The sequence below is a fragment of the Collinsella aerofaciens genome (assembly GCF_020709435.1).
In the GTDB taxonomy this organism is placed as follows: domain Bacteria; phylum Actinomycetota; class Coriobacteriia; order Coriobacteriales; family Coriobacteriaceae; genus Collinsella; species Collinsella aerofaciens_AU.
The window spans coordinates 15,727-41,405 of the sequence record NZ_JAJFDP010000016.1; the positions used below are offsets into that span (position 1 = coordinate 15,727).

At 62.4% G+C, this 25,679-nt stretch carries 19 protein-coding genes; 16 read left to right on the top strand and 3 right to left on the bottom strand.

What is annotated here, in order from left to right; translation table 11 throughout:
- The 5 genes from LK493_RS08455 (at position 1) to LK493_RS08475 (ending at position 6,075) form a co-directional block, all read left to right on the top strand.
- Complete coding sequence (locus LK493_RS08455) at positions 1–666, top strand: DUF4956 domain-containing protein (RefSeq protein ID WP_195363146.1); 666 nt, start codon at positions 1–3, stop codon at positions 664–666.
- A gap of 116 nt (positions 667–782) precedes the next feature.
- Positions 783–1,754, top strand: coding sequence for a LacI family DNA-binding transcriptional regulator (locus tag LK493_RS08460; protein WP_227790737.1), 972 nt, complete (start codon positions 783–785; stop codon positions 1,752–1,754).
- A 183-nt stretch (positions 1,755–1,937) separates the two neighbouring features.
- Positions 1,938–3,338: a PTS transporter subunit EIIC gene (locus tag LK493_RS08465; RefSeq protein WP_227790723.1), complete on the top strand. Its 1,401-nt coding sequence runs from the start codon at positions 1,938–1,940 to the stop codon at positions 3,336–3,338.
- 107 nt (positions 3,339–3,445) lie between these two features.
- Positions 3,446–4,987 carry a glycoside hydrolase family 32 protein gene (locus tag LK493_RS08470; RefSeq protein ID WP_227790724.1) on the top strand — a complete coding sequence of 514 codons (1,542 nt, stop codon included), beginning with the start codon at positions 3,446–3,448 and terminating at the stop codon, positions 4,985–4,987.
- Positions 4,988–5,082: 95 nt separating this feature from the next.
- Complete coding sequence (locus LK493_RS08475; protein ID WP_227790725.1) at positions 5,083–6,075, top strand: PLP-dependent transferase; 993 nt, start codon at positions 5,083–5,085, stop codon at positions 6,073–6,075.
- Positions 6,076–6,208: 133 nt separating this feature from the next.
- On the opposite strand, the gene LK493_RS08480 is transcribed toward LK493_RS08475, so the two are convergent.
- Positions 6,209–6,553, bottom strand: coding sequence for a winged helix-turn-helix domain-containing protein (locus LK493_RS08480; RefSeq protein ID WP_227790726.1), 345 nt, complete (start codon positions 6,551–6,553; stop codon positions 6,209–6,211).
- 193 nt (positions 6,554–6,746) lie between these two features.
- Here LK493_RS08480 and LK493_RS08485 point away from each other — a divergent pair, with 193 nt between their 5' ends.
- Both LK493_RS08485 and leuS read left to right on the top strand, forming a co-directional pair.
- Complete coding sequence (locus LK493_RS08485) at positions 6,747–8,258, top strand: IMP dehydrogenase (RefSeq protein WP_006234046.1); 1,512 nt, start codon at positions 6,747–6,749, stop codon at positions 8,256–8,258.
- 373 nt (positions 8,259–8,631) lie between these two features.
- On the top strand, positions 8,632–11,208 hold the full coding sequence (gene leuS / locus LK493_RS08490; RefSeq protein ID WP_227790727.1) for a leucine--tRNA ligase: 2,577 nt from the start codon (positions 8,632–8,634) through the stop codon (positions 11,206–11,208).
- Positions 11,209–11,312: 104 nt separating this feature from the next.
- Here the strand turns inward: leuS and LK493_RS08495 are convergent, their stop codons facing one another.
- Positions 11,313–11,885, bottom strand: coding sequence for a hypothetical protein (locus tag LK493_RS08495; protein WP_227790728.1), 573 nt, complete (start codon positions 11,883–11,885; stop codon positions 11,313–11,315).
- Between the two features lie 370 nt (positions 11,886–12,255).
- Between LK493_RS08495 and LK493_RS08500 the strand changes: the two genes are divergently transcribed.
- The 9 genes from LK493_RS08500 (at position 12,256) to rpoD (ending at position 23,788) form a co-directional block, all read left to right on the top strand.
- A complete protein-coding gene (locus LK493_RS08500; RefSeq protein WP_227790729.1) occupies positions 12,256–12,750 on the top strand; it encodes a ribosome maturation factor RimP in 495 nt (164 codons plus the stop codon).
- 1 nt (position 12,751) lies between these two features.
- Positions 12,752–13,999 (top strand): transcription termination factor NusA, encoded by a 1,248-nt coding sequence (gene nusA / locus LK493_RS08505; RefSeq protein WP_006234042.1) that lies wholly within the window; start codon positions 12,752–12,754, stop codon positions 13,997–13,999.
- A 91-nt stretch (positions 14,000–14,090) separates the two neighbouring features.
- A complete protein-coding gene (gene infB, locus LK493_RS08510) occupies positions 14,091–16,805 on the top strand; it encodes a translation initiation factor IF-2 (protein ID WP_227790730.1) in 2,715 nt (904 codons plus the stop codon).
- Between the two features lie 11 nt (positions 16,806–16,816).
- The gene (gene rbfA / locus LK493_RS08515) at positions 16,817–17,227 is read left to right on the top strand and encodes a 30S ribosome-binding factor RbfA (RefSeq protein ID WP_117647311.1); all 411 of its coding nucleotides are present in this window, start codon (positions 16,817–16,819) and stop codon (positions 17,225–17,227) included.
- The gene (locus LK493_RS08520; RefSeq protein ID WP_227790731.1) at positions 17,220–18,263 is read left to right on the top strand and encodes a DHH family phosphoesterase; all 1,044 of its coding nucleotides are present in this window, start codon (positions 17,220–17,222) and stop codon (positions 18,261–18,263) included. Before rbfA ends, LK493_RS08520 begins: the two co-directional genes overlap by 8 nt.
- A 15-nt stretch (positions 18,264–18,278) precedes the next feature.
- A complete protein-coding gene (gene truB, locus LK493_RS08525; RefSeq protein WP_227790732.1) occupies positions 18,279–19,211 on the top strand; it encodes a tRNA pseudouridine(55) synthase TruB in 933 nt (310 codons plus the stop codon).
- Positions 19,208–20,215, top strand: a complete 1,008-nt coding sequence (gene ribF / locus LK493_RS08530; protein WP_227790733.1) for a riboflavin biosynthesis protein RibF — start codon at positions 19,208–19,210, stop codon at positions 20,213–20,215. Before truB ends, ribF begins: the two co-directional genes overlap by 4 nt.
- Entirely contained in the window at positions 20,208–22,337 is a 2,130-nt protein-coding gene (gene dnaG / locus LK493_RS08535; RefSeq protein ID WP_227790734.1) for a DNA primase, read from the top strand. The genes ribF and dnaG overlap by 8 nt, the downstream gene beginning before the upstream one ends.
- 110 nt (positions 22,338–22,447) lie before the next feature.
- Entirely contained in the window at positions 22,448–23,788 is a 1,341-nt protein-coding gene (rpoD, locus tag LK493_RS08540; RefSeq protein ID WP_227790735.1) for an RNA polymerase sigma factor RpoD, read from the top strand.
- 334 nt (positions 23,789–24,122) lie between these two features.
- Here rpoD and LK493_RS08545 read toward each other — a convergent pair whose 3' ends face one another.
- On the bottom strand, positions 24,123–25,415 hold the full coding sequence (locus tag LK493_RS08545; protein WP_227790736.1) for an IS30 family transposase: 1,293 nt from the start codon (positions 25,413–25,415) through the stop codon (positions 24,123–24,125).
- Between the last annotated feature and the right edge of the window lie 264 nt (positions 25,416–25,679).

Below are 25,679 nucleotides of genomic sequence, written 5' to 3' on the forward strand. Positions count from 1 at the left end.
ATGAGCACCAGGGACTTTTTTAAGAACTCCGTCTTGGAGGCGTTTGGCCAGGTCGACCCTGCCAAGATCGGCCTTTCGCTGCTCGTGGCGCTCGCCATGGGCATCCTGATCTATTACGTGTACAAGCGCTTTTTTACCGGCGTGGTGTATTCGCGCAGCTTTGCCGTGACGCTCGTGGGCATGTGCGTGCTCACCTGCATGGTCACGCTTGCGATCTCGACGAACGTGGTCATCTCGCTCGGTATGGTCGGTGCTCTGTCAATCGTCCGCTATCGTACGGCGGTCAAGGACCCGCTCGACCTGCTGTATCTGTTTTGGGCCATTACCACGGGCATTACGGCCGGCGCCGGCATGTATGCGCTCGTGGGGCTCACGGCGGTGGTGATCGTGGTGATGATCGCCGGCTTTGCGAGCCACCAGGACAAGGCGCGCGTGTACATGATGGTCATCCACTACACGGGCCAGACCACCGGCGACGATATCGTGCGTGCATTTGGGCGCACCAAGTTCACCGTCAAGTCCAAGACCATGCGCGGCGACAACGTCGAAATGGCTGCCGAGGTGTTCTCGGATGGTGTAGATATGCCCTATGCTGACGCCATCCGCGCGCTCGACGGCGTGGAGGACCTCACGCTCATCCAGTACAACGGCGAATACCACGGGTAATTTGGTTCCGGCGCTCGCTAGCGTTTTTTCGACCTGGGTGAAATCGATTCATCCGGAGTGCCTTCATGGGTATCATGATGAAAGCGATTTCAATGACAGGGGTACTCGTGGTAAAGATGAAAGATGTCGCCGAGCTGGCGGGCGTTTCGAGCGCCGCCGTCTCGCGCTACCTCAACGGTGGGTATATCTCGGCGGACAAGGCCGATCGCATTAAGCAGGCGATTGAGCTGACCGGATACGTGCGGTCCAGCCAGGCTCGCGCGCTGCGCACAGGCTCCACCAAGCTCATCGGCGTCATCGTGCCCAAGATCAATTCGGAATCCGTGAGCCGCATTACCGCCGGTATTGGCCAGGTGCTCGGTCGTCGTGGCTACCAGATGCTCCTTGCCAACACCGACAACGCGGCCGATCGTGAGCTCGAATACCTCGATTTATTCCAAAACCACCCGGTCGATGGCATTGTGCTGGTGGCAACTATGATTACCGATGAGCACCGTCGCGCGATTGAGTCGTGCCGCGTGCCCATTGTGTTGATCGGCCAACATGTCGAGGGCGCGGCGTGCGTCTATCACGACGATTACGAGGCCGCCTTTGAGCTGGGCCATGCGCTTGCGGGCCGCGTGGACGGCAAGATCGCCTACATTGGAGTTACCGAAGAGGACCGCGCGGCCGGTTATGACCGCCGTCGCGGTTTTGAGGCCGGCTTGCGCGCCGCGGGTAACCCGCTCGATGCCGCATTGATTCGCCTGGGCTCGTTTACGCTCGACTCAGGCTATGGTGCAGCACGTGAACTGCTTTCCGTCGCTCCCGATGTTTCGTTTATCGCGTGCGCGACCGATACCATGGCGGCGGGCGCGCTTCGTGCCATCGATGAGGTTCGCGGCGTGGGCGAGGGCATGCATCGCGTAAGCGGTTTTGGCGACAACGCGTTTTTGCGCGCGCTGACGGGCGGTATTCCCACCGTGCATTATGGCTACCTGACCAGTGGCGTCGAGGCGACCAATATGTTGCTCAACACGCTCGATGGCGTGGAGGGGGAGAGCGGTCTAAAGACGCTCAAACTCGGCCATCAGCTTATGAATGTCTAGATTTTGGGCACGTCTGCCTGCCTCTGAGCCCTTATGTTTGTCTCAAAACTACCATTCGCCGGCTATTTCCTACCGTTCACCCTACTATGAAAACGATTACAGACATATGAAACTGAAATCGATTACAGTGTAAGTGTCAAAGACGGCCGGGTGCACGTGCGCCCGTTTGAGGAAAGGGAAGTCATGGACTACCGCAAATCAGCCCAAGAGGTGCTCGACAACATCGGTGGCGCCGGCAACGTTGTTTCGGCCGCACACTGCGCCACGCGTCTGCGCCTGGTGATTGCCGATAACGCCAAGGTCGACAAGGATGCCCTCGAGAATATCGACGGCGCCAAGGGCGTCTTTGAGGCCCAGGGCCAGCTCCAGATTATTTTTGGCACCGGCACCGTCAACAAGGTCTACGAAGAGTTCATCGCGCTCAGCGGCGTCGAGGCTGCCACCAAGGCCGAGGTCAAGGAGGCCGCGGCACAGCAGCAGAACATCTTTATGCGTGCCATTAAGGTGCTCGGCGACGTCTTTGTTCCCATCATCCCCGCCATCGTGGCTTCGGGTCTGCTGCTGGGCATTATGAGCGCCCTCAACTTTATGGCCTCCAACGGCTTTGTCGCGCTCGACACCAATAACTTTATTTACAAGATTGCCGACCTGGTCTCGGGCACGTCCTTTGGCATTCTGCAGATTCTGATCGGCTACTCCGCGGCTAAGGCCTTTGGCGCCAACCCGTATCTGGGCGCTGTCGTCGGCGGTGCGTGCATCAACTCCTCGCTGCAGAGCGCCTACACGGTTGCCTCCGAGGGCGTGCAGACTATGGTCACCGTCATTCCCGGCGTGTACAGCTTTGAGTGGGTCGGCTATCAGGGCCACGTGATCCCCATCGTTATCGCCTGCGCCATTCTGGCCTTCCTCGAGAAGCGCCTGCACAAGATCGTTCCCGAGATGTTCGACCTCTTTGTGACCCCGCTCGTCTCGGTGTTCGTGACCGTGCTCGTGACGCTCGTTGCCGTCGGCCCCATCTTTGTCTGGGCCGAGAACGCCGTCCTCGGTCTGATCCAGGCCCTGCTCACCCTGCCCTTCGGCATCGGTTCCTTTATCGTCGGCCTGTTCTATGCGCCTACGGTCGTCACCGGTATCCATCAGATGTACACCGCCATCGACCTGGGCCAGCTCGCCCAGTACGGCGTGACCTATTGGCTGCCCATCGCCAGTGCCGCCAACATCGCCCAGGGTGGTGCCGCACTCGCCGTTGCCTTTAAGACCCGCGATGCCAAGATCAAGGGCCTGGCGCTTCCTTCGGCTCTGTCCGCCTTCATGGGCATTACCGAGCCTGCCATCTTTGGTGTGAACCTGCGCTTCTTTAAGCCCTTCATCGCCGGTTGCATCGGCGGTGGCTGCGGCGCCCTGGTCTGCGCGCTCACTTCGCTGGCTGCCTCCGGCACGGGCGTTACGGGTATCTTCGGTATCCTGCTGTGTCTGGCCCAGCCCGTGCAGTACGCGATCATGTTTGCGGTCGCCGCGCTGGTTTCCTTTGGCGTCTCGTTTGTCCTGTACAAGGACGAGTCCAAGACTTCCGAGCAGGCCTAAGAGCTTTTGATTGAGGGGATGCCCGCGGGTCGTATGCTCGCGGGCGTTTCCCGTATCTGGTGCCGATCTCTGGTGTCTTGTTACTTTCGATCCGTTAGGACTTTGATATGTCTAATGCACTTGGTCGCGACCTTGCAAAGCTGGTCGCCGCTGTTGACGCCGCCGCCTCTGAGTGCGGTCATGGCGCGTATGGCCAGCGCTTCCATATTATGCCGCCGGCGGGCTGGCTCAACGACCCCAACGGTCTTTGCCAAGCGGGCGGCGTGTTTCACGCGTACTTCCAGTATGCCCCGTTTGATGTGAACGGCGGCGTAAAGATGTGGGGCCATGCCACAAGCCGCGACCTTATGAACTGGGAATATGTTGGCGCCCCGCTGCTGCCCGACGAGCCGTTCGATTGCCATGGCGTGTATTCAGGCTCCGCGCTTGCCGAGGACGGCCGCATTCGCGTGCTCTATACGGGCAACGTTAAGCTTTCCGATGCGGACGGCACGTACGACTACGTCAATACCGGCCGTCGCGCCGATACTGTTTATGTCGAGAGCGTTGATGGCCTTGCCGGTCGGGAGTTCAGCCAAAAGCGCGTGGTGCTGGCGTCCGAGGATTATCCCGACGATCTGACCTGCCACGTGCGTGATCCCAAGGTGTGGCGCGATGATGATGGGCGTTACCACATGGTGCTGGGCGCGCGTCGTCGCGTGGACGGGCCGCATGTCGAAAGCCGTTTTTGTGCGATGCACGGCGAAGGTGCCGGGCGCGATGTGGGCGAGATCTTGGTGTATGGCTCGGCCGATATGCTGAGCTGGGAGCTCGAAAGCCGCGTTTCCACGCCCGAGCGCTTTGGCTTTATGTGGGAGTGCCCGGGATACCTTGAGCTTGAGTCGGATGGCGGTGTGCCGGCGAAGTGGCTGTCCTTCTCGCCCCAGGGCCTCGAGGGCGGCCGTTGGGACCGCGGCAACGTGTATGCCGCTGGCTACATGCCTGTATCGGGCGACATCACTGGTGGCAAGGACGCTTATGAGCTGGGCGAGTTCCGCCTGTGGGACGCCGGTTTTGACTTCTATGCTCCTCAGGAGTTTACGTCCGAGGATGGTCGCCACATTTTGATCGGCTGGATGGGCATGCCCGATGAGCCGACCTATGACAACGCGCCCACCGTAGCGTGCGGCTGGCAGCACTGCATGACGGTGCCGCGTGAGCTCACAGCCGGTGTCGACGGCGTGGTGCTGCAGCAGCCGGCGCGCGAGATTGAGCACCATTATGCCTCGGTGCGTGTGGGGGCGGGCTCGTTGGAGGTTGCCGGCGATACCTGCTTTGATGTTGTTGTTGACGGTGTCGACGGCGCGTTTACCGCGACCGTTGATGGCGAGCTGAAGCTGGCGTTTGTGCCCGCTGAGGACGAACTGCCCCCGCGCTTTGAGATGCGATTTACCGATGAGGGCCGCGCTTCTGCCGGCTGCGGTCGTACTGTGCGCTGGGAGTCCGTCGACGAGGTTCGTAACGTGCGCATTGTTGGCGATGTCTCGTCGGTCGAGGTGTTTGTGAACGATGGCTCGCTCGTGTTTTCGACGCGCATCTATCCCGAGGCCTATGGCGTGACCGTTGACGCTCCGGGCGCGAATGTGACCTACCACGCGCTCAACATCTAGGCGATTCGTCGCATATCGGCGCTATACTGCAGCCGTAGCCTACGATGTGGGAAACATCCGCATCGTGGGTTTTTGTTTTGGAGGGAAGGTGCCGTATGGGCGTACAGCAGCTAGAAGAGGCCTGGGCTTTGAGGGCCAGCGCGCGTGAGGCGCGGTTGCTTGCGGCGTCGCATGTGCCGGCAGCGCTGTCGTTGCTGGGGATTGTACGGCCCGGCGATCGCCTGGTGGCCTTTGCGGATGACTTTGCCGATGCGTTTGCGAGCGGCTTTGATGGCTGCGATGTTGTGCTCGTGGGCTCGCCGTCCGCCGAGGCGTTTGCCGCTGCGTCCGAGGGCTTTGATGCTTCGTTTGAGGTCGAGGGGCCGCACCTGTGGTGGTTCGTCAACTCTATTGGCGGGTTTGGACTGCGCGTGCCCGATCTGCGAGCGTTAGGACGCGCCGCGCGTGAGGCCCATGCGCTGCTGGTTGTGGACAACACCGTGGTATCGGCTTTTGGCTGCGATCCGCTGCGGCTAGGTGCTGCGCTGTTGCTCGAGGCGCTCGACCGCGTGTGTGCTGGTAAGGCGCCGCGCAAGCTCGTTGCCGCTTCGGTGGCGCGCTCGCAGCTCAAGCGCCATCGTGTGGATGCCGCGGCTGAGTGCGTGCACGTCCTGTTTGAGGGCTGTGGCTTGGGCAAGCTTGGTTTGCCTACTGACGAGGCTGGTGTGCTGGAGCGCGGGCTGGACTCGCTCGATACCCGCATGCAGGCACACTTCGACCGCGCCCGTGCGCTGGCCGAGTATCTGGCCGCCAACGAGATGGTGCGCAACGTGCGCTATCCCGGGCTGAGTTCGCATCCCGACCATGCGGTTGCAACGGGAATCCTCGAGCACGGCTTTGGCCCGGCAGCTGAGTTTGATCTTATCGAGCGCAGTGCGGGCGATCTCTTTGATGCTTTGCCGGGGGAGTTCCGCACATCGCCGGCTGGCGGCGCAACGACGCGCCTTTCGGCCCCACGCGGCAAGCAGGGGAGCACCGTCCGCCTCTTTGCCGGCACCGACGACCCCTTGATCGTGGCCGCCACCCTAGATAATGCCCTCCGCAACTAGCTAAATCATCCTCGACTTCATAAGTTGCGGTGAAATATGGATTGATTTACGGCTTTAACCGCATAAACAGTCCCTATTTCACCGCAACTTATGAGATGGGGTTGTGTGGCTATAAGGCCCCGTCCCAAATTGGCTACTCTTTGATACTGGCGATGAGGTCGTTGGCCTTTGCGGCAATTACTTGGTTGATGTCGACCTGCAGCTTCTCGTAGACTGCTATGGCTCGCTCGCCGGCGGGGGTGAGCGTGGATCCGCGGGCACCGTCGCGCTCGATGAGTTTGCATCCCAGCTGCCCTTCGGCCTCGTTCACAATGCGCCAGGCCTTGGAATACGCCATGCCCATGCTTTTAGCGGCTCGGTTGAGCGAGTGTTCGCGGGCGATACCTTGCAGCAGCAAGACGCAGCCGTGGCCGAACACGCCCGGCAAATCCTTGTCGCACGCTTGAATGACCAACTTTGCCGTCGTCTTGTACTCCATACGCTCTACGTCTCCCTGCTAAAGTGTTTGCTGGGCAAACGCAAAGCCTGCGTCAAACCCTCGTGTGCTCTTCTTAAATCATGCATTGTAGCAGTCAAAGTGCGTTAAGATACTTCCCCAGTATTGGGCGCCCAAGGTTGGGCTGGGTCCTACGAGGCCTGCAGCCGACCGGTCGCATGGAAAAAGGAGAAACATGGCTACGTTCTTTCCCGGTGAGTCCCACACGTTTTCGGAGTATCTGCTGGTCCCTGGTTACTCGTCCTCGCAGTGCATCCCCAACAACGTCTCTCTTAAGACGCCGCTGACCCGCTTTAAGCGCGGTGAGAAGCCGGCAATCACCCTGAACATCCCCATGGTTTCCGCCATCATGCAGTCCGTCTCGGGCGTCGACATGGGTGTCGCGCTCGCTACTGAGGGCGGCCTGTCCTTCATTTACGGTTCCCAGAGCGCCGAGTCCGAGGCCGCCATGGTCAAGGCCGTCAAGGATCACAAGGCTGGTTTCGTTCAGTCCGATTCCACGCTGACCCCTGACATGACCATGGAGCAGGTCATTGAGCTCAAGGAGAAGACCGGTCACTCTACTATGCCGGTTACCGACGACGGCACCCCCAAGGGTAAGCTCCTGGGCATCGTCACCAGCCGTGACTATCGCCCCAGCCGCGATGACCACCAGACGAAGGTCTCCGAGTTCATGACCCCGCGTGAGCAGCTCATCGTGGGCGACAAGAACATCAGCCTTAAGGTTGCCAATGACGTCATCTGGGACAACAAACTCAACGCCCTGCCCATCGTCGACGATAACGATCACCTCATGGGCATTGTGTTCCGCAAGGACTACGACAGTCACAAGACCAACCCCAACGAGCTGCTCGATAACGACAAGCGCTACATGGTCGGCGCCGGTATCAACACCCGCGACTATGCCGAGCGCGTGCCGCTGCTCATCGAGGCCGGCGCCGACGTTCTGTGCATCGACTCCTCCGAGGGCTTCAGCGAGTGGCAGAAGCGCACTATCGAGTGGATTCGCGCCAACTACGGCGAGGACGTCAAGGTCGGTGCCGGTAACGTCGTCGACGCCGAGGGCTTCCGCTTCCTGGCAGACTGCGGTGCCGACTTCATCAAGGTCGGTATCGGCGGCGGTTCCATCTGCATTACCCGTGAGACCAAGGGCATCGGCCGTGGCCAGGCCACCGCGTTGATCGACGTCTGCCGCGCTCGTGACGAGTACTACGAGGAGACCGGCGTCTACGTGCCCGTTTGCTCCGACGGCGGCATCGTCTACGACTACCACATGACGCTCGCCCTTGCCATGGGCGCCGACTTTATGATGTTGGGCCGCTACTTCGCCCGCTTCGACGAGAGCCCGACCGAGCGCGTCAACGTGAACGGTCAGTACATGAAGGAGTACTGGGGCGAGGGTTCCGCGCGTGCCCGCAACTGGCAGCGCTACGATCTGGGTGGCGCCGCGAAGCTCAGCTTCGTCGAGGGCGTCGACTCCTACGTTCCCTACGCCGGCTCCCTCAAGGACGGCGTGGGCGGCACGCTCTATAAGGTCAAGTCGACGATGTGCAACTGCGGTGCCCTCTCGATCCCCGAGCTCCAGGAAAAGGCACGCCTAACGCTGGTCAGCTCTACTTCCATCGTCGAAGGCGGCGCCCACGACGTAGTCGTCAAGGACTCCCAGCAAAGCGTCAGCTACCGCTAAGCGGCTTTCCCAAGCACCGCACCTTGCCGTTCAAACCGTCGCTCGCGTACCAAAGTACGCGACGCTCCTCTTTCACGGCAATCTGCGGCACTTGGAAAACCCGACCATGCTTGAGCGGGTAACAATTAGCGGTTGATTCCCAACCACGCTATTTAGATAAAGCGAGATGCATGCAAGTCGCAGGCATCTCGCTTGTCGTATTTGCTATCATCATGCGAGTTAACGATGTGGCGGGGCGTTCTTACCTTTGCTCGCTGCAAGTTCCGCACGAGCCGAAGAGCACTTAATGTGCTCTTCGTGCGAGCAGGACTGTCCGCAGCAGCGAGCAAAGGTAAGAACGCCCCGTCCCAACCCAGCTAACAAAGGAGCTGATATGTGCGATTGCACAGATCATAAGGACGAGATCCCTGTCTACGACGCGCAGGCCATTGAGTCCAGGTGGATGAAGGCCTGGGAGGACTCCAACCTCTTTGCCGTCGACACCGACGACAGTAAGCCCAAGAAGTACGTGCTCGAGATGTTCCCGTATCCGTCGGGCGACCTGCACATGGGCCACGCTCGCAACTATACCATCGGCGATGCCATGGCCCGTCAGGCCCGCATGCGCGGCTTTGACGTGCTGCATCCCATCGGCTTTGACGCCTTTGGCCTGCCTGCCGAGAACGCCGCCATCAAGCACAATACGCAGGCTGCCGCCTGGACGTATAAGAACATGGACCAGGCGCTCGCCACGATGAAGCGCATGGGCTTCTCCTACGATCTGGATCGCATGGTCAAGACCTGCAGCCCCGACTACTACCGCTGGGGTCAGTGGATCTTTGAGAAGATGTGGGAAAAGGGCCTGGTCTACCGCAAGAAGAACCCGGTCAACTGGTGTCCCACCTGCAAGACCGTTCTGGCCAACGAGCAGGTCACCGAGGGCAAGTGCTGGCGCTGCGGCACCGAGCCCGAGAAGCGCGACCTTGAGCAGTGGTACTACAAGATTACCGAGTACTCTCAGGAGCTGCTCGACGACCTGGAGAAGCTCCCCGGCTGGCCCGAGCGCGTCAAGCAGATGCAGGCCAACTGGATCGGTCGCTCCGAGGGCGCCGAGGTCGACTTTACCCTGTGCGACCAGGATGGCGAGCCCATCGAGGGCGACGAGGGCAAGATCACCGTCTTTACCACGCGTGCCGATACCCTTTTTGGCGTTTCCTTCTTTGTTCTGGCTCCCGAGTACGCCGGCCTGCACGAGCTCGTCGAGGGCACGGAGTACGAGGAGGCCGTCACCAAGATCGTCGAGGACTCCAAGCATATCTCTGCCGTCGAGCGTGCCCAGGGCACCCTCGAGAAGCACGGTGCCTTCACGGGCCGCTATGTGGTAAACCCCGTCAACGGCGAGAAGGTCCCCGTGTGGGTTGCCGATTATGTCGTTGCCGACTACGGCACCGGCGCCGTCATGGCCGTTCCTTGCGGCGACCAGCGCGACTTTGAGTTTGCCCGCAAGTACGACCTGCCGATCGTGCCGATCATCCTCGACGATGACGATCGCGCTGCCGTCGAGGCCAGCGGCGAGACCATCGATACCTTCCATGCCGAGACCGTCGACTGGGATTGTGCCCACGCTGCCGAGGGCACGCTCGTCCAGTCCGGCAAGTACACTGGCATGCGCGGCGGCAAGCACTCCGAGGGCGAGGCTGCGATCGTGGCCGACCTCGAGGCTATGGGCTGCGGCCGTCGCAAGGTCGAGTTCCGTCTGCGCGACTGGCTCATCTCCCGCCAGCGTTATTGGGGCAACCCCATCCCGGCTATCCACTGCGAGCACTGCGGCATCGTGCCCGTGCCCGAGGATCAGCTGCCGGTGACGCTGCCCGAGAACCTGGACCTGGGTGCCGGCGAGACCCTCGCCGAGTGCAAGGAGTTCTACGAGACCACCTGCCCGGTCTGCGGCCGTCCTGCCAAGCGCGAGACCGACACCATGGACACCTTTACCTGCTCCAGCTGGTATTACCTGCGCTATACCGACCCGCACAACACCGAGCTGCCCTTCTCCCGCGAGGCCGCCGACCGTTGGATGCCCGTCGATAACTACATCGGCGGCATCGAGCACGCCATTCTGCACCTGCTCTACAGCCGCTTCTTTACCAAGGCGCTGCGCGACCTGGGTCTGCTGAGCGTGGACGAGCCCTTCACCAACCTGCTGTGCCAGGGCATGGTCAAGGACGAGAACGGCGATACCATGTCCAAGTCCAAGGGCAACGTCGTGCCCCCGAGTTCGGTTATCGAGCCCTATGGTGCCGACACCATGCGTTTGGCGATCCTGTTTATCGCCCCGCCCGAGAAGGACTTCGACTGGGATCCCAAGGCCGTCGAGGGCGCCAACCGCTTTATCAAGCGCGCCTGGCGTATCGTGTGGCAGCTCGTCCAGTCCGGCGACGCCAGCGTGGCCTTCGACAAGTCCACGCTCGACGAGGTTGCGATGAAGCTCTATCGCGAGCGTCACCGCACCATCGCCAAGTGCACCGAGGACTTCGACCGCGGCCAGTTCAACACCGCCATCTCGGCCGTCATGGAGCTCGTCAACGCGGCGAGCGCCTACCTCAACGCAACTGAGGGCGCATCGCGTGACAAGGCGCTGTGCTACGGCGTGGCTAAGGATATCGTGAGCGTCCTTGCCCCCATCTGCCCGTTCTGGGCCGACGAGCTGTGGCACGAGGCGCTCGGCTGCGAGGGCAATGCCTACACCGCCGCCTGGCCCGAGTTCGACTTGGCCGAGTCCATCGAGGATACGGTGCAGATCGTCGTCCAGGTGCTCGGCAAGGTCCGCGGCCGCATCGACGTGGCCCGCGATGCCTCCAACGAGGTGATGCAGGCTGCCGCCGAGGTCGCCGTCGCCAAGTGGCTTGAGGGCAAGACGGTCGTCAAGGCTATCTGCGTGCCCGGCAAGCTGGTCAACCTGGTGGTCAAATAAGCGCTGCGCGTAAAGCTGACATGCAATAAACGAGGGACGGTCCGGTTGGGTCGCCCCTCGTTTTCTGTTGTATGCCCTGCTTAGTCGGCGCGTCGCACCGTCTTCTACGGGATGTGTACCAGGTCCCTAAAGTAAACGTTGCCCGTTGCCTGTTCGAACATCCAAATGTTGAGGTAGATGTCGTTGAGGTTGTTGTTCACATCAAAGTCCGGGTCGTCGAGGGTGCCTACAAAGGTGAGCATGGCGCGCGTTTCCTCGCCCGCTGCGACCTGCTGACGCATGCGCACAACGCGGACCACGCCGTTGACGTAGGCATAGGAGTCCACATCGCCAAACATCATGTCGACATCGGTGTTGTTTGTCACCGTAAAGACGAGCGCGGCGTCCCCGTAGCCGTCGGTGTCCTTGCCCACGCAGGCAACATGGACGTTCTCGTCTGCCTCTAGGTCGATGGGGAACTGTTCTTGGGGGTCGGGGCCCAAACCCTGGGGATCGACGATGTCCTCGTCTATTTTGTCGAAGCTCACCGGGGGTTCGGTTTTTTCGATGGCCTTGGTGCTGCCAGGGTTCGGTTCGCATGTTCCGGTTTTGCCATCGATGTTGTTGCAACCCGTCAGAGCGAACGAACAGGCAGCTACGACGAGCGCGGTCGCGCAGAGGGTGCCTAGGCGTTCCATGGATCCTCCTTGCCGTAGAGATACTGGAAGGTTGCGCGGTCAATGCGTGCGGCAGGCTTTCTCGCTACAGAATGCCTCTCAGCTTTAGTCTGGCCGATGTGCGCCCAGGGATGGAATGCCCATAGGGCCCGATTCGGTCGGCGCTCTGGGACGCATGGCCCGTTTTGGGGCTGTTGAGGGTGCGCCGCATGGGGTTCCTCGACCAATTGTCCTATTCTTGTGGAGAAGCTGTGCGCACGCTGACCTGCAGATTCGTACTGTGCTTGCACGTTTCCGCAGCTATTGGTATAGTTTGCTTGCAAATGAAGTTGTAATTGAAAGAAGTGGGGTTTCGGCCCCGCTTCTTTTTTGTATGGATGGAGGTGCCGCAATGGTCAAGACCAAGACCGAGCAGGCGATCATCGACGCGCTCGAGGCCGTCGCTCCCCAGCACGATGTCGACATCGTCGACGTCGAGCTCGTGGGTGCCACCAAGGCCCCCTGCGTGCGCGTGCGTATCGAGGGTGCCGAGGGTCAGAGCCTGTCGCTCAACGACGTCACGGCCAACACCAAATGGGTCGGCGATGTGATTGAGGAGCTCGACCCCATCTCTTCGAGTTATACGCTCGAGGTGTCGAGCCCGGGCATGGCGCGCCCGCTACGCCGCCCGTGCGACTTTGCCCGCTTTGTGGGCGAGAACTGCGAGCTCACCTCCACCGCCACCGAGGGTCGTCGCAAGTACGCCGGCAAGATTGCCGCCGCCACCGAGACGAACGTGACCCTTGAGCTCGAGGGCGGCGAGTCCGTTACCCTCGATTTCTCTGATGTTAAAAAGTGCAAGTTGAAGCCCACCTACGACTTCAAGCCCGCGAAGGAAGGAAAGTAAGATGGCAGCATCCGACATGATGTCCGCCCTGATGGAGCTTTGCCAGGAGAAGCACATCGACCAGCTCTACCTGATCGACCGCCTGGAGCAGTCGCTCGCCAAGAGCTATGCCGAGATCCTGCATCTTGAGTGGGGCGCCAAGGTGACCATCGACCGCACCACCGGCAAGATCTACGTCTACCGCCTGGAGCCGATCGACGATTCCATGGACGAGGAGGGCAACTTCACCGAGTTCGAGGAGATCGACGTCACCCCCAAGAACACGAGCCGCATCGCCGCCCAGCACGCCAAGGCCGAGATCAACGCCATCGTGCGCAACTCCGCCCGCGAGCAGATCTACGAGGAGTTCTCCGGCCGCATCGGTGACCTCATCAGCGGTACCGTGCTGCAGTCCACGCCCGACTTCACGATCGTCAAGATTCGCGAGGGCGTCGAGGCCGAGCTTCCGCACTTCGACCAGCGCCGTTACGAGAACGAGCGCAACGAGCGTCCGATGGGCGAGCGCTACCTGCACAACCAGCACATCAAGGCCGTGATCATCGACGTTCGCGACCCCAACTCCAACCTGCAGCCGGTTCGTGGCGAGCACAGCCGTCCGCCGATTGTCATCTCCCGTACCCACCCCGAGCTCATGCGTCGTCTGTTTGAGCAGGAGGTGCCCGAGATCTATGAGGGCACCGTCCAGATCAAGTCGATCGCCCGCGAGCCCGGCCAGCGCTCCAAGGTCGCCGTTCACTCGCTCGACGACCGTTTGGATCCCGTGGGCGCCTGCGTCGGCCCCAAGGGCAGCCGTGTCCGCGCTGTCGTGGGCGAGCTCCGTGGCGAGCGCGTCGACGTCATCCTGTGGGATGCCGATCCTGCCGTCTACGTCGCCAACGCCCTGTCGCCCGCTAAGGTCACCCGCGTCCTCATCGACGAGGAGAAGGCCTACGCCGGCGTCATCGTGCCCGACGACCAGTTGTCCCTCGCCATCGGCAAGGAGGGCCAGAACGCCCGCCTCGCCGCGCGCCTGACCGGCTGGCACATCGACATCAAGTCCGAGACGCTTGCCGCCGACATCCTCAAGAACGTTCCCGTTCACGAGGAGCCCGCCGCCGACCTGATCGGTGACGAGGAGGACGAGGACGTCCGCCGCTGCGAGTACGTGTCCGAGGACGGCATCCAGTGCCGCAACCAGGCTCGTCCCGGCTCCCGATTCTGCGGTGTCCACGACACCGACGCCTTCGATGATGCGGAGGACCTGATCTAGCGCGCGGTCGCGCCGGGCGGGTCCTGGCGCGTATCCCACGCTCGTTCAGTCTCTAGGCACCCAAGGTGCCAGAAAGGGTAGGTGAAGTCATATGGCAAAAGTCCGTGTGTCCACCCTGGCCAAAGAGTTCGGCATGACCTCCAAAGAACTGATGGGTCATCTCGCCGAAATGAAGATTCCCGCTAAGTCTGCTTCCTCCACCTTGGAGGACGCTTATGTCGCTATGGTCCGCAAGCAGCTCGCCTCGGTGATTGAGGCCCGCGCCCAGGAAGTCGAGGCTGCCAAGCAGGCCGAGGAGCAGGCAGCTGCCGCCGAGGAGGCCGCACGCGCCGCCGAGGCCGAGCGCGAGCGCATCGCTGCCGAGAAGGCACGCGAGGAGGAGCGCCGCCAGTTTGCCGCAGCTCAGGCTGCCGAGGAGGCCGCCCGTGCCGAGGCTGAGGCCAAGAAGAAGGCCGAGCAGGAGCGCCTTGCCCGCGAGAAGGAGGAGGCTGCCCGCGAGGCTCAGCGCCGCGCCGTTCCCGCTTCCGACTCCGGTTCGCGCTTCCGTTCGCTGCTCGACCAGATCGCCGCACAGGAGACCGTGCTCAAGGAGAAGAAGGACGCCGAGGACAAGGCCAAGGCCGAGCGCGCCGCTGAGCGTGGTAACCGTCGTGGCGGCAACAACGACCGCCGCGGTGGCCGTCGTAACGATCGCAACGCCTCCGACAACAACTCCGAGCGCAACGCTTCCGAGAGCCGTCCGCACAGCCATCGCACCAACGCCAGCAACAACGTCGCTGCCGGCATGGACTTCCCCAACCCCGACAAGCAGGGCAAGGGCAAGAAGCGCAAGGGCGGTCACAACAACGAAGAGGACCACTACAGCCGCATGGCTCGCGAGGCCGAGGAGTACAGCCGCGAGAAGGTGCTCGAGGAGGCTCGTGCCGCCGTCGAGGAGGCCTCTCGCGAGTCCACTGGTCGCCGCAAAAAGCGCAAGGAGAAGCGCGAGCGCGAGGCCGCAAAGGCTCAGGAAGAGCGCAAGATTGAGGAGGCGCTGGCCCAGGGCGTGAACCCCGAGGACCTCGACGCCATCAAGGTTTCCCAGGGCGTTACCGTCCAGGAGCTCGCCGAGGCGCTCGACGTTCCGGCCAACGACATCATCAAGCGCCTGTTCCTGCTGGGCACGCCGCTTACCATGACGCAGTCCATGTCCGACGACCTCGTCGAGCTCGTTGCCGACGACCTGGGCCGCCAGATCAAGATCATCACCCCCGAGGAGGAGAACACCTTCTCGTTCTACGACGATCCCGCCGACCTTAAGCCGCGTGCCCCGGTCGTCACCGTCATGGGCCACGTCGACCACGGCAAGACGAGCCTGCTCGACGCCATTCGTCACACCGGCGTCGCTGCCGGCGAGGCGGGCGGCATTACTCAGGCCATCGGCGCTTCGCAGGTCATGATCAACGACCGCAAGATTACCTTCATCGATACCCCCGGTCACGCCACCTTTACGGCCATGCGTGCCCGCGGCGCCAAGGTGACCGATATCGTCATCCTGATCGTGGCTGCCGACGACGGCGTCATGCCCCAGACCATCGAGTCGATCAACCACGCCAAGGCCGCCGGCGTTCCCATCGTCGTCGCTGTCAACAAGATCGATAAGCCGGGCGCCAACCCCGACCGCGTGCGCCAGGAGCTCACCGAGTACGGCATCATCCCCGAGGAGTGGGGCGGACAGAACATGTTCGTCAACATCTCGGCCAAGCAGAAGATCGGTATCGACGACCTGCTCGAGACCGTCCTGCTCCAGGCCGACGTTCTCGAGCTCAAGGCCAACCCCGATACGTTCGCTTCGGGCAACGTCCTCGAGGCTAAGCTCGACAAGGGCCGCGGCTCGGTTGCCACCGTGCTCGTGACCCGCGGTACCCTGCGCGTGGGCGACACGCTGGTCGCCGGCCTCACCTATGGCCGCGTCCGTGCCATGCTCGACCCCAAGGGCAACGCCGTCACCGAGGCCGGTCCTTCCGACGCCGTCGAGATCTTGGGCCTACAGTCCGTCCCCAACGCCGGCGATGAGTTCCGCGTGTTCGAGGACGAGCGCGAGGCACGTGCGCTGGCCGACGAGCGTTCGCTCAAGGCCCGTATCGAGGAGCAGAGCCGCGTGAAGCACGTGACGCTCGAGAACCTCTTCGAGACCATCGCCGATGCCGAGGTCAAGGAGCTCAACCTGATCATCAAGGCCGACGTCCAGGGTTCTATCGAGGCCCTTCAGGACTCCCTCGACAAGATGGATCAGTCCGAGGTGCGCATCAACACGATCCACTCCGCCGTTGGCGCCATCAACGAGACCGACGTCGTCCTGGCCGACGCCTCCAACGCCATCATCATCGGCTTTGGCGTCCGTCCCGACGGCAAGGCCCGCTCCGCCGCCGAGCGCGAGGGCGTCGAGATCCGTTGCTACGACGTCATCTACAAGTGCCTCGAGGATCTCGACGCTGCCCGCATCGGTATGCTCAAGCCCACCGAGGTCGAGGTCTCCACGGGTTCCGCAACCGTTCTGGACACCTTCAAGGTGCCCAAGGTCGGTATCGCCGCCGGTGTCCGCGTCGAAGAGGGCGAGATCGCCGCGACCGATTCTGTGCGCCTGGTGCGCGACGGCATCGTGGTCTTCAACGGTAAAATCGCCTCGATGCGCCACTACAAGGACGAGGCCAAGAGCCTCAAGAGCGGCTCCGAGGGCGGTATTGGCCTGGAGAACTTCCAGGACATCAAGCCTGGCGACACCATCGAGGGCTACCGTATCGACCAGGTTGCCCGTACCGAGTAGGGGGTAGCGCTATGAAGCAAACGCAGGCAACCCGCCGTCTGGGCGAGCAGCTTCGCGAGAAGCTCGGTTATATCCTGCTCTTTGAGGTTTCCGATCCGCGTCTCGACCTGGTCACCCTGACCGCGGTCGAGGTCGCGGTGGACCGTTCGTTCGCGCGCGTGTACGTGTCGTGCGACGCGAGCCGCTACGACGAGGTCATGGAGGCGCTCGCCAGTGCCAAGGGCCGCATCCGTAGCCTGTTGGCCCGCTCGCTCGATTGGCGCGTCACGCCCGAGCTCGATTTTCGCATCGATCGCTCGACCGATGAGGCCGAGCGCATCACGCGCGCGCTGGAAAACGTTCCCGCCACGCTTGCGATCGAAAAGGACGAGGACGGCTATCCCATAGCGGATGCCGCCCAGGAGGCAGCTTTAGATGAGTAATTCCGCCGACCTCGCATCGTGCGAGTCTGCAGATATTCAGCGACGCATCCTCGAGCTCATCGAGGGTGCGTCCTCCATTGCGATTTCGGGACATACGTCTCCCGATGGTGACGCCCTGGGCTCCGTGCTGGGTCTGGGCTTATCGCTTATGAAGTTTTTCCCCAACAAGGACATTGCCCTGCTGCTGGCAGACGATGACCCGGTTCCGCGCATTTACCGCTTTATGGAGGGTGCCGACCGTCTGATGCCGGCATCTGCGTATACCGGCAATCCGGACCTGTTCATCTCGGTGGACGTGCCGGTCGTCGAGCGTCTGAACAACTCCGCCGAGGTGCTCCGCCGCTCGTCGCATGTGGTGTGCTTCGATCACCATCCGGCGCGCGAGGAATTTGCCGAGCTGAGCCTGAGGTGCGTCGACGCCGCCGCCTGCGCCATGATCATCGACCGATTTTTGGATAATTGCGGTATTGTGGCTCGCAATGGCGTAGCGACGTGTCTGCTGTGCGGCCTGGTGACCGATACCGGTCGTTTTCAGTATCAAAACGCCGATGCTGCTGCGTTCCATGCCGCCTCGCGCCTGGTCGCGCACGGTGCCGATCCGGCGCGCGTTGCGCTCGAGGTCTACCAGAGCATGCGCGTTGAGTTCTTGCATCTCAAGTCCATCGTTATGGGCCGCATCAAGACCGTGGCGCACGGTCGCGTGGCATATAGTTATGCGTACCAGAGCGACCTCGAGGCCTGCGGCGTCACTTCGGACGAGTGCGACGGCCTGGTCGATGTGGTGCGTTCGGTGATGGGCGTGGAGGTCTGTCTGTTCCTGAAGGGCATTGAGGGCGATACCAAGGTGCGCGGCAACCTGCGCTCCAAAGGTGACCTCGATGTGTCCGAGATCGCTGCCAACTTTGGCGGTGGCGGGCATCATGCCGCCGCCGGCTTTTCCAACAACGGAACGATTCGCGAGACGCTCGCCGTGGCACTTCCCATGCTGGCCGAGCTGGTAGGGGAGGATCCCGCTTCGGTGACCGTCGAGCTCTAACATTTTGGATGGTACATGGCTCGTCGTACGCCTTCTCAATTGAATATGCTGCTCGCCGTCGATAAGCCGGTGGGCTGTACGTCCCACGACGTGGTATCGCAGTGCCGACGCGCCCTTCATGAGCGACGCGTCGGCCATGCCGGTACGCTCGACCCCATGGCCTCGGGTGTCATGGTGGTGGGCGTGGGCCAGGCGACCCGTCTGCTGGGCATGCTAACCCTCGATACCAAAAGTTATGTCGCCGACATTTCGTTTGGCGTCGAGACCAATACCGATGACGCGGAGGGCGAGGCCGTCCGCACGGTGCCCGTTGCCCACGAGCTGCGCGATTTCGCTTACGCCCGTGAGCAGCTAGCCGCTATGCTTGGCCCGCAGATGCAGGTGCCGCCAGCGTTTTCGGCCATCTCGGTCAATGGCGTTCGCGCCTATAAGAGTGCTCGCGAGGGCAATGCGGTTGAGTTGCCCCCGCGCCCCGTCGAGGTCTATGCCGCCGACCTGATCGCCGTGGGCGGCGAGGGCGATACGTGCGTCTGGACCGTGGCGTTTTCGGTAAGCAAGGGCACCTACATTCGTGCGCTCGCTCGCGATCTGGGTCGCGCCTGCGATAGCGCTGCGCATATTTCCGCGCTGCGCCGTACGGCCTCCGGCGTGGTTTCCATTGGCGCCTGTCATGCGGTAGAGGAGCTCTCTGCCGAGTCCGCTGCCGGCTTCGCTCTGGATCCCATTGCCGCCCTTGGTGCCACGCGTGTCGATTTGCCGGGCAATCTTGCAGACGACCTGCTTTGTGGTCGCCGCATTCCCGTTGAACGCGCGCTTGCGGACTTCGATATGGCGAAGGCGCCGTTCGCGCTCGTGCTCGATGGGGGGCTCAAGGCGCTTGCTCGTATCGAGGGCGGCCGCTTTGTGATGGAGCACGTCTTTCCGCAAGCGATCGGCGGTGTTCGATGATGCTGGCGCCCCACGAGCTCGCGCGTATCTTTTTCGCGGGTGAGTTGGATGAGGCCCGTATCGTTTCTGCCGATGCGTTTGATGGTTGCGAGTTCTTGGGTGCCGCGTCGATCACCATTGGCGTGTTTGATGGCGTGCATCGTGGGCACCAAGAGCTGATCGACGCGGTTATTCGCGATGCGCATGATCACGGTAGCAAAGCGGTCGTGGTCACCTTCGATCCTGATCCGGACGTCGTGGTGAGTCCGTCGCCCGCTCAAAAATTGATGACGACGGCCGACCGCTTGCATGCCCTGGCTCAAACCGGGGTCGATGCAGTGGTGGCAGTTCCCTTTACGCCCGCCGTGGCGGCACTCGACCATGTCGGGTTTCTGGAGCTGTTGTCGCGCGTTGTCGACATTCGCTCCATTCGTGTAGGCAGCGACTTTAGGCTCGGCCGCGGCGGCGCTTCGGGCGTTGACGAGATGCGCGCCTGGGGCACTGAGCGTGGGGTTGACGTTTACGGCCACGATTTGCTCTGCGTTAACGGGCAGACCATCTGCGCCACGCGCATCCGCCATGAGCTGGGTCAGGGTCATGTGGAGCTGGCTGCCGAGCTTCTCGGCCGTCCCTATATGCTGCGCGGCGTTGTGGCGGCTGGCCGTCACGAGGGCTCCGACATGGGCTTTCCCACGGCAAACATCCAGGTGCCCGACGGTATCCAGGTGCCCGCCGATGGCGTCTATGAGGGTCTGGTGCTGGTCGACGATACCGTATGGCCTGCTGCCGTTAACGTCGGCCTGCCGCCGACCTATGCCGATGATGCCGCCTCGGCGCATCTCGAGGCCAACTTGATCGGCTATGCGGGCGACTTGTATGGCGCTTCCGTGTCGCTGGCGTTTACGCGCTGGCTGCGTCCGTCTCGCGTGTTCGATTCCCTGGACGAGCTTATCGCGACCGTCGAGGGTAATATCGACGATATCCGTCATAACTTGGGTGAGCAGGGGGTGAGTATCCGTGATTAGTGATGAGGAAAAAGATCAGGTACGCGCGGCGTCGGACCTGGTTGCCATCGTGCAGGAAACGGTTGAGCTCAAGCCCCGCGGCCATGAGTTTTGGGGCTGCTGCCCGTTTCATGGCGAAAAGACCCCATCGTTTCACATTATCCCTGCTACGCAGGTGTGGCACTGCTTTGGCTGCGGCGAGGGCGGCGACGTCTTTACCTATATCATGAAGCGCGAGAACCTGGGTTTTCCCGAGTCGATCCGCTATTTGGCTGATCGTGCGGGCATTGAACTGCACGATACCGGTGCGCAGCGCGATCGCGGCACCAAGCGCGCCCGCATCTATGACCTGTGCGCCGAGACGGCCCAGTTCTACCACACCATGCTTATGCGCGGTAAGGACAGCCGTCCGCGCGAGTACTTTGCCAGCCGTGGCATGGGCGGAGATGTCTGTCGCCGCTACTGCCTGGGCTTTGCGCCGGGTCGCAACGCGCTGGTTTCGCATCTGTCGCAGGCGGGCTTTACCCCGCAGGAGATGATTGACGCCAACGTGGCAGTGAGCCGTGGACGCGGACAGCTTGCCGACCGTTTTTACGACCGCGTGATGTTTCCCATCTTTGATGAGCAGGGTCACAATATCGCCTTTGGCGGGCGTATCATGGGCGATGGTCAGCCTAAGTACCTCAACACCGCCGAGACGAGCGTGTTTCATAAAAAGCGAAACCTCTACGGCTTTAACTGGGCCAAGGAGTTTATCGTTGCGCAGGATACCGCCATCGTGGTGGAGGGCTATACCGACTGCATCGCCTGCTGGGAGGCAGGGATCAAAAACGTCGTCGCCACGCTGGGCACGGCGCTCACGGAGCATCACGTAAAGACGCTAACCCGCTTTGCCAAGCGCATTGTGTATATGTTCGATGGCGATGCCGCCGGTCAAAAGGCCGCTCGCCGCGCGATTCAGTTTATCGAGCAGGATTCGATGGACCTGCGCTGCGTGGTGCTGCCCGACGGCAACGACCCCATGGAGTTCATCACGGCGCATGGCGGCGAGGCACTTCAGGCGCGCATCGATGCCGCCGAGCCCCTCATGGACTTTGTCTACCGTTCGCTGCAGGAGTCGAGCGACATTACCACGCCGGGCGGTCGTGCTAAGGCGCTCGAGGACGCGCTGACGCTCATCTATCCGCTGCGCGACAGCTATATGATCGACACGTACTTTATCCAGATTGCCGATCTGTTGGGTTTGGACCTGGAGACCGTGCGCGCGAGCTCGGGCCGCGTGTTTCGCGATGTCGCCAAGCGCGAGGATGCCGAGCGCCGGCGTGAGCAGAGCTACGAGCGTCAACGCGCACAAGCTGAGCGCGCGGGCGGTTCGCAGGGACGAAGCTCGGGCGGCGGTGCGGCCGGTGCGCGCAGTGCCAGTCGTGGTGTCTGGGCCGCGGGTGCAACGTCGCCGGTGTCCGCACCGGTCGAGGAGGACCCGTACGATTACGTTCCGCTTGATGCCTATGGGGCCGCACCGGTGGAGGTCGACGAGGACCTGCCGCCAATCGATGTGCCGGCGGGAATGGAAAGCGCTGCGCCCGTTGCCGATAGTCCAAGCGCGGCGGCAGCTCCGTCGATGCCGATTGTTTTGACCGATCTGGAGCGGAAATCCCTGGCGGGGGAGCGCGAGCTGCTGACGATGCTCACGAGCTACCCCGATCTGTTCCGCACGTATGCCGATCGCATTTGTTCTATCGAGTGGGTTGACCCGCGTCACGAGTCCATTGCGTGGGCCGTGCTGGCAACGCCGCCGGGAACCGATCCTGCGGCATGCATGGATGCGGCGCGGGCGGTGTGTCCCGAGGCGGCGTCGCTTGTCAGCACCGGGCGCATCTCGGCGACGAGCAAGCACCCGACCGAGACGAACATCGTCTTTATGCTCGATACGCTCGAGCTCTACACCATCAAACGTCGCATGCGAGCCGCGCAGGCCAAGTTGCGTCAGGACCGTTCACTCGACGATGAGGCTCGTCGCGTGCTGACGATGCAGGCGGTGCAAGATTCACAGCGCCAGCGCGAGCTCCAAAAGTCGATCGGTGGCGTGGCCGACCCGTTCCGTTTGATCGGTTTGGAGACCGCAGGTGCCGATCAGGCCTAGATGTTGTGGTCAACCAGCGTATTCTCGCCTATATCCTGTCTTTATTTTGGGTATAGAGGTGTACGTGTGTGCTAAAGTATTGAGTCCTGTGGACTACGAAGGGAGAATCTGTGCCAAAAAAGACTGAGAGCACGGGTACTGGGCTGGAATCCTACGTTGCAAAGCTCATGGGCAACGGCTCAAACAGGACTTCGGTAACCGAGGACGAGATTCAGGTCGCCCTGAAGGATATCGATGTTACTGATGAGCAGCTCAACGCGGTGTATTCCGCGCTGCGCAACAGCGGCATCCAGATTATCTCCGCGAGCGGAAACGACGACGCCCCGATGGACGTCGACGATGACGATAACGATACCGATGATTTTGACGATGGCGAGCACGATTCCGGCTCGCTTGACGATCACGAGCTTAAGATGGCCCGCCAGGCCGACGCCGAGATGGGCTCTTCCAAGAGCAAGAAGAAGCGCACCGTGCGCACGTCCCGTTCGCGTTCGCGCGTGCGCGGCATCGATGCCTCCACGGTGATGCTGACCGGCGACCCGGTTCGTATGTACCTCAAGGAGATCGGTAAGGTCGACCTGCTGACCGCATCTGAAGAGGTCGATCTGGCCATGAAGATCGAGGCCGGTCTCGAGGCTACCGAGAAGCTCGAGGCTGCCGATGCAGGCGAGATTGAACTCACACGCTCCGAGATGCGTCGACTTACGCGTATTGAGAATGTTGGTCTTGAGGCCAAGCAGGCGCTCATCAGCGCAAACCTGCGTCTGGTCGTCTCCATCGCCAAGCGCTATGTCGGCCGTGGCATGCTGTTCCTGGATCTGATTCAGGAGGGCAACCTCGGTCTGATCCGCGCCGTCGAGAAGTTCGACTACCAGAAGGGCTTTAAGTTCTCCACGTACGCCACGTGGTGGATCCGTCAGGCCATTACGCGCGCTATTGCCGACCAGGCCCGTACCATCCGTATTCCCGTGCACATGGTCGAGACCATCAATAAGCTCGTCCGCGTGCAACGCCAGCTCCTCCAGGATCTGGGTCGCGACCCGACCCCTGAGGAGATCGGTGCTGAGATGGACATGAGCGCCGACCGCGTCCGCGAGATCCAGAAGATTTCGCAGGAGCCTGTGTCGCTCGAGACCCCGATCGGTGAGGAAGAGGATTCCCAGCTGGGCGACTTCATCGAGGACTCCCAGGCTATCGTTCCGCCCGATGCCGCCAGCTTCTCCATGCTGCAGGAGCAGCTCACCCAGGTGCTCGATTCGCTTGCCGATCGTGAGCGCAAGGTTATCGAGCTGCGCTTTGGTCTCGTTGACGGACATCCCCGCACGCTCGAGGAAGTCGGTCGCGAGTTTGGCGTCACGCGCGAGCGTATCCGCCAGATCGAGTCCAAGACCCTGGCCAAGCTCCGTCACCCGAGCCGTTCCAGCAAACTGAAAGACTACATCGAAAGCTAATCAAGCAAGAGGCGCCCTCAAGCACATCCGCTTGAGGGCGCTTTTATGTAGTCGTTGGGGACGTTCTTGAATGACTGGTCGTTTAAGAACGTCGCCAACGACTAGGTGGTTGATTTCCGATCTCAGCCGAACACATTGAGCAAATAGGCCATTCCCGCAGTTAGCTGAACGCCCCCGCGGCCCCTCCTGGAGTCCGGGGGCGCCGTTTTCCCAGTTGATGGAACGGTGGAGATGTGTTTCGATGGGTCCGGTGGCCATGCTCCGCCCTCCGCCCGGCACCTCTTCCCAGACTCAGCCGGACGGCCGGTCCGTCTATTCCGTTATTTCCTTCAGGCTAGGACAGCGGGGCATCGCCCCTCTCTGCGCGCGCCCGCCCTATCAGCCCCGGCGTCAGGTCGAGCTCGTCGAGCGGCACATCCTCCACGCCGTAGGCGTCCAGCAGCGCCGCCGCGTCGTCCCCGAGCATCGCCCTGAAGGCGCGGGCGGGCGTCGCGAAGCCGAGCGCGCCGCGGGGCTCGGAGTTCACGTGCGACATCGCGAGCGCCAGGTCGGCCGGGGAGAGCCGGTCGAACCTGAGGCCGGCGCCCTTGGGCAGCAGCTTCCTTATCTCGACGTGGTTGCGCTCGCAGGCGCCCTTCTGGTCGCTTCGCCCGGGGTCGCAGTAGAACAGCCTCGTCTCGCCGGGCCCCTCGCCGAGGAGGGCCGCGACCGCGCCCTCGTCGGCGAACTCCGCGCCGTTGTCGGTGAGCACGGCGCGGAACACGCGGCGCGTCCCGTCTGCGCCGAGGACCGCCCGGACGCCCTCCAGGGCGGCCGCGACGCGCCCGGAGGTCTTCTCCCCGAGCAGGAGCGCCAGCTGCAGCCTGCTGGGGCGGTGCAGCAGCGTGAGCAGGCACGCGGAGTCCTCCCGGGCGCCCTCGACGGTGTCCATCTCCCAGGCCGCGGCGCACGCGTCCTCCCCGAGGGCGAGGAACGCGGCGTATGACCTGCGGGCGGAGTGGCGTGTGGCCGCCCGGCCGGCGGCGCGCTTCCTCGGCCTGTAGCCGACCTTCCGCCTGAGCTCCATGTTCGTCATCCCGTCGTAGCCCGCCGAGACCCAGCGGTAGATGGTCGACGGCGACAGGTCCACCGGGCCGCCGTTGCGCGCCGCCATCTGCTCGGGCGACAGCCCCCGGCGCAGGCAGTCCCTTATCGCCTCCAGCCTGGCCGCCGCGGCGGGCTCGTCGGCGTCGATCCCGCGCCTGGACGAGACGAGCACCGAGTCCGCGCACAGCTGCGCGGCGCGGGCCTCGTAGAAGACGTGCGGGCGGCGCTTGCAGCCCATCGCGCGGTAGCGGCCGCACCCGTTGCAGCAGCGCGGCCACGCCGCCAGGCGCGGGCAGGCCGACGACAGGTCGGTGTCGGCGCCCACGCGCTCGCCGCGCCTGGGCTTCGGCGCCGTCACGAACCTGTGCGACGCCACCTCGGCGCTCACCGTCGAGGGCGACCTGCCCAGCTCCCTCGCGATCTCCCTGCACGAGGCCCCGCGCTCCAGCATCCTCTGGACCGTGTCCCGCTCGTGCCTCGTGAGCCTTCCGTAGGCCCTCGGGACCGCCCTCGCGGAGCCCCTATTCTTCTTTCCGGACATGCCGTCCTCCGATCTCCCGGGGCCGGCCGGTCCGGCCCTCAGGGTATCGGGTTCCCACATTCATCCGCACATGTGCGGATGAATGTGGGAGGTGTTCGGATGAAGTTGATAATCAAGGCCAACGACTAGGTCGGAAATTTTTCAAAAAAGTTCTTGCCCTGAGCTGATTCGTCCGTATAATAAACTTCGTTGCTTGAGAGCACGCACCTATTCCTCGGTAGCTCAATGGTAGAGCACGCGGCTGTTAACCGCGCTGTTGTAGGT

Coding starts and splice junctions, on each gene's coding strand:
- LK493_RS08480 (WP_227790726.1), bottom strand. CDS start 6,553: ATGGAGTACAAGACGACGGCAAAGTTGGTCATTCAAGCGTGCGACAAG.
- LK493_RS08520 (WP_227790731.1), top strand. CDS start 17,220: ATGAGTAATTCCGCCGACCTCGCATCGTGCGAGTCTGCAGATATTCAG.
- LK493_RS08470 (WP_227790724.1), top strand. CDS start 3,446: ATGTCTAATGCACTTGGTCGCGACCTTGCAAAGCTGGTCGCCGCTGTT.
- LK493_RS08485 (WP_006234046.1), top strand. CDS start 6,747: ATGGCTACGTTCTTTCCCGGTGAGTCCCACACGTTTTCGGAGTATCTG.
- nusA (WP_006234042.1), top strand. CDS start 12,752: ATGGCAGCATCCGACATGATGTCCGCCCTGATGGAGCTTTGCCAGGAG.
- LK493_RS08545 (WP_227790736.1), bottom strand. CDS start 25,415: ATGTCCGGAAAGAAGAATAGGGGCTCCGCGAGGGCGGTCCCGAGGGCC.
- LK493_RS08455 (WP_195363146.1), top strand. CDS start 1: ATGAGCACCAGGGACTTTTTTAAGAACTCCGTCTTGGAGGCGTTTGGC.
- truB (WP_227790732.1), top strand. CDS start 18,279: ATGGCTCGTCGTACGCCTTCTCAATTGAATATGCTGCTCGCCGTCGAT.
- leuS (WP_227790727.1), top strand. CDS start 8,632: ATGTGCGATTGCACAGATCATAAGGACGAGATCCCTGTCTACGACGCG.
- LK493_RS08460 (WP_227790737.1), top strand. CDS start 783: ATGAAAGATGTCGCCGAGCTGGCGGGCGTTTCGAGCGCCGCCGTCTCG.
- LK493_RS08465 (WP_227790723.1), top strand. CDS start 1,938: ATGGACTACCGCAAATCAGCCCAAGAGGTGCTCGACAACATCGGTGGC.
- LK493_RS08495 (WP_227790728.1), bottom strand. CDS start 11,885: ATGGAACGCCTAGGCACCCTCTGCGCGACCGCGCTCGTCGTAGCTGCC.
- LK493_RS08475 (WP_227790725.1), top strand. CDS start 5,083: ATGGGCGTACAGCAGCTAGAAGAGGCCTGGGCTTTGAGGGCCAGCGCG.
- ribF (WP_227790733.1), top strand. CDS start 19,208: ATGATGCTGGCGCCCCACGAGCTCGCGCGTATCTTTTTCGCGGGTGAG.
- LK493_RS08500 (WP_227790729.1), top strand. CDS start 12,256: ATGGTCAAGACCAAGACCGAGCAGGCGATCATCGACGCGCTCGAGGCC.
- rbfA (WP_117647311.1), top strand. CDS start 16,817: ATGAAGCAAACGCAGGCAACCCGCCGTCTGGGCGAGCAGCTTCGCGAG.
- infB (WP_227790730.1), top strand. CDS start 14,091: ATGGCAAAAGTCCGTGTGTCCACCCTGGCCAAAGAGTTCGGCATGACC.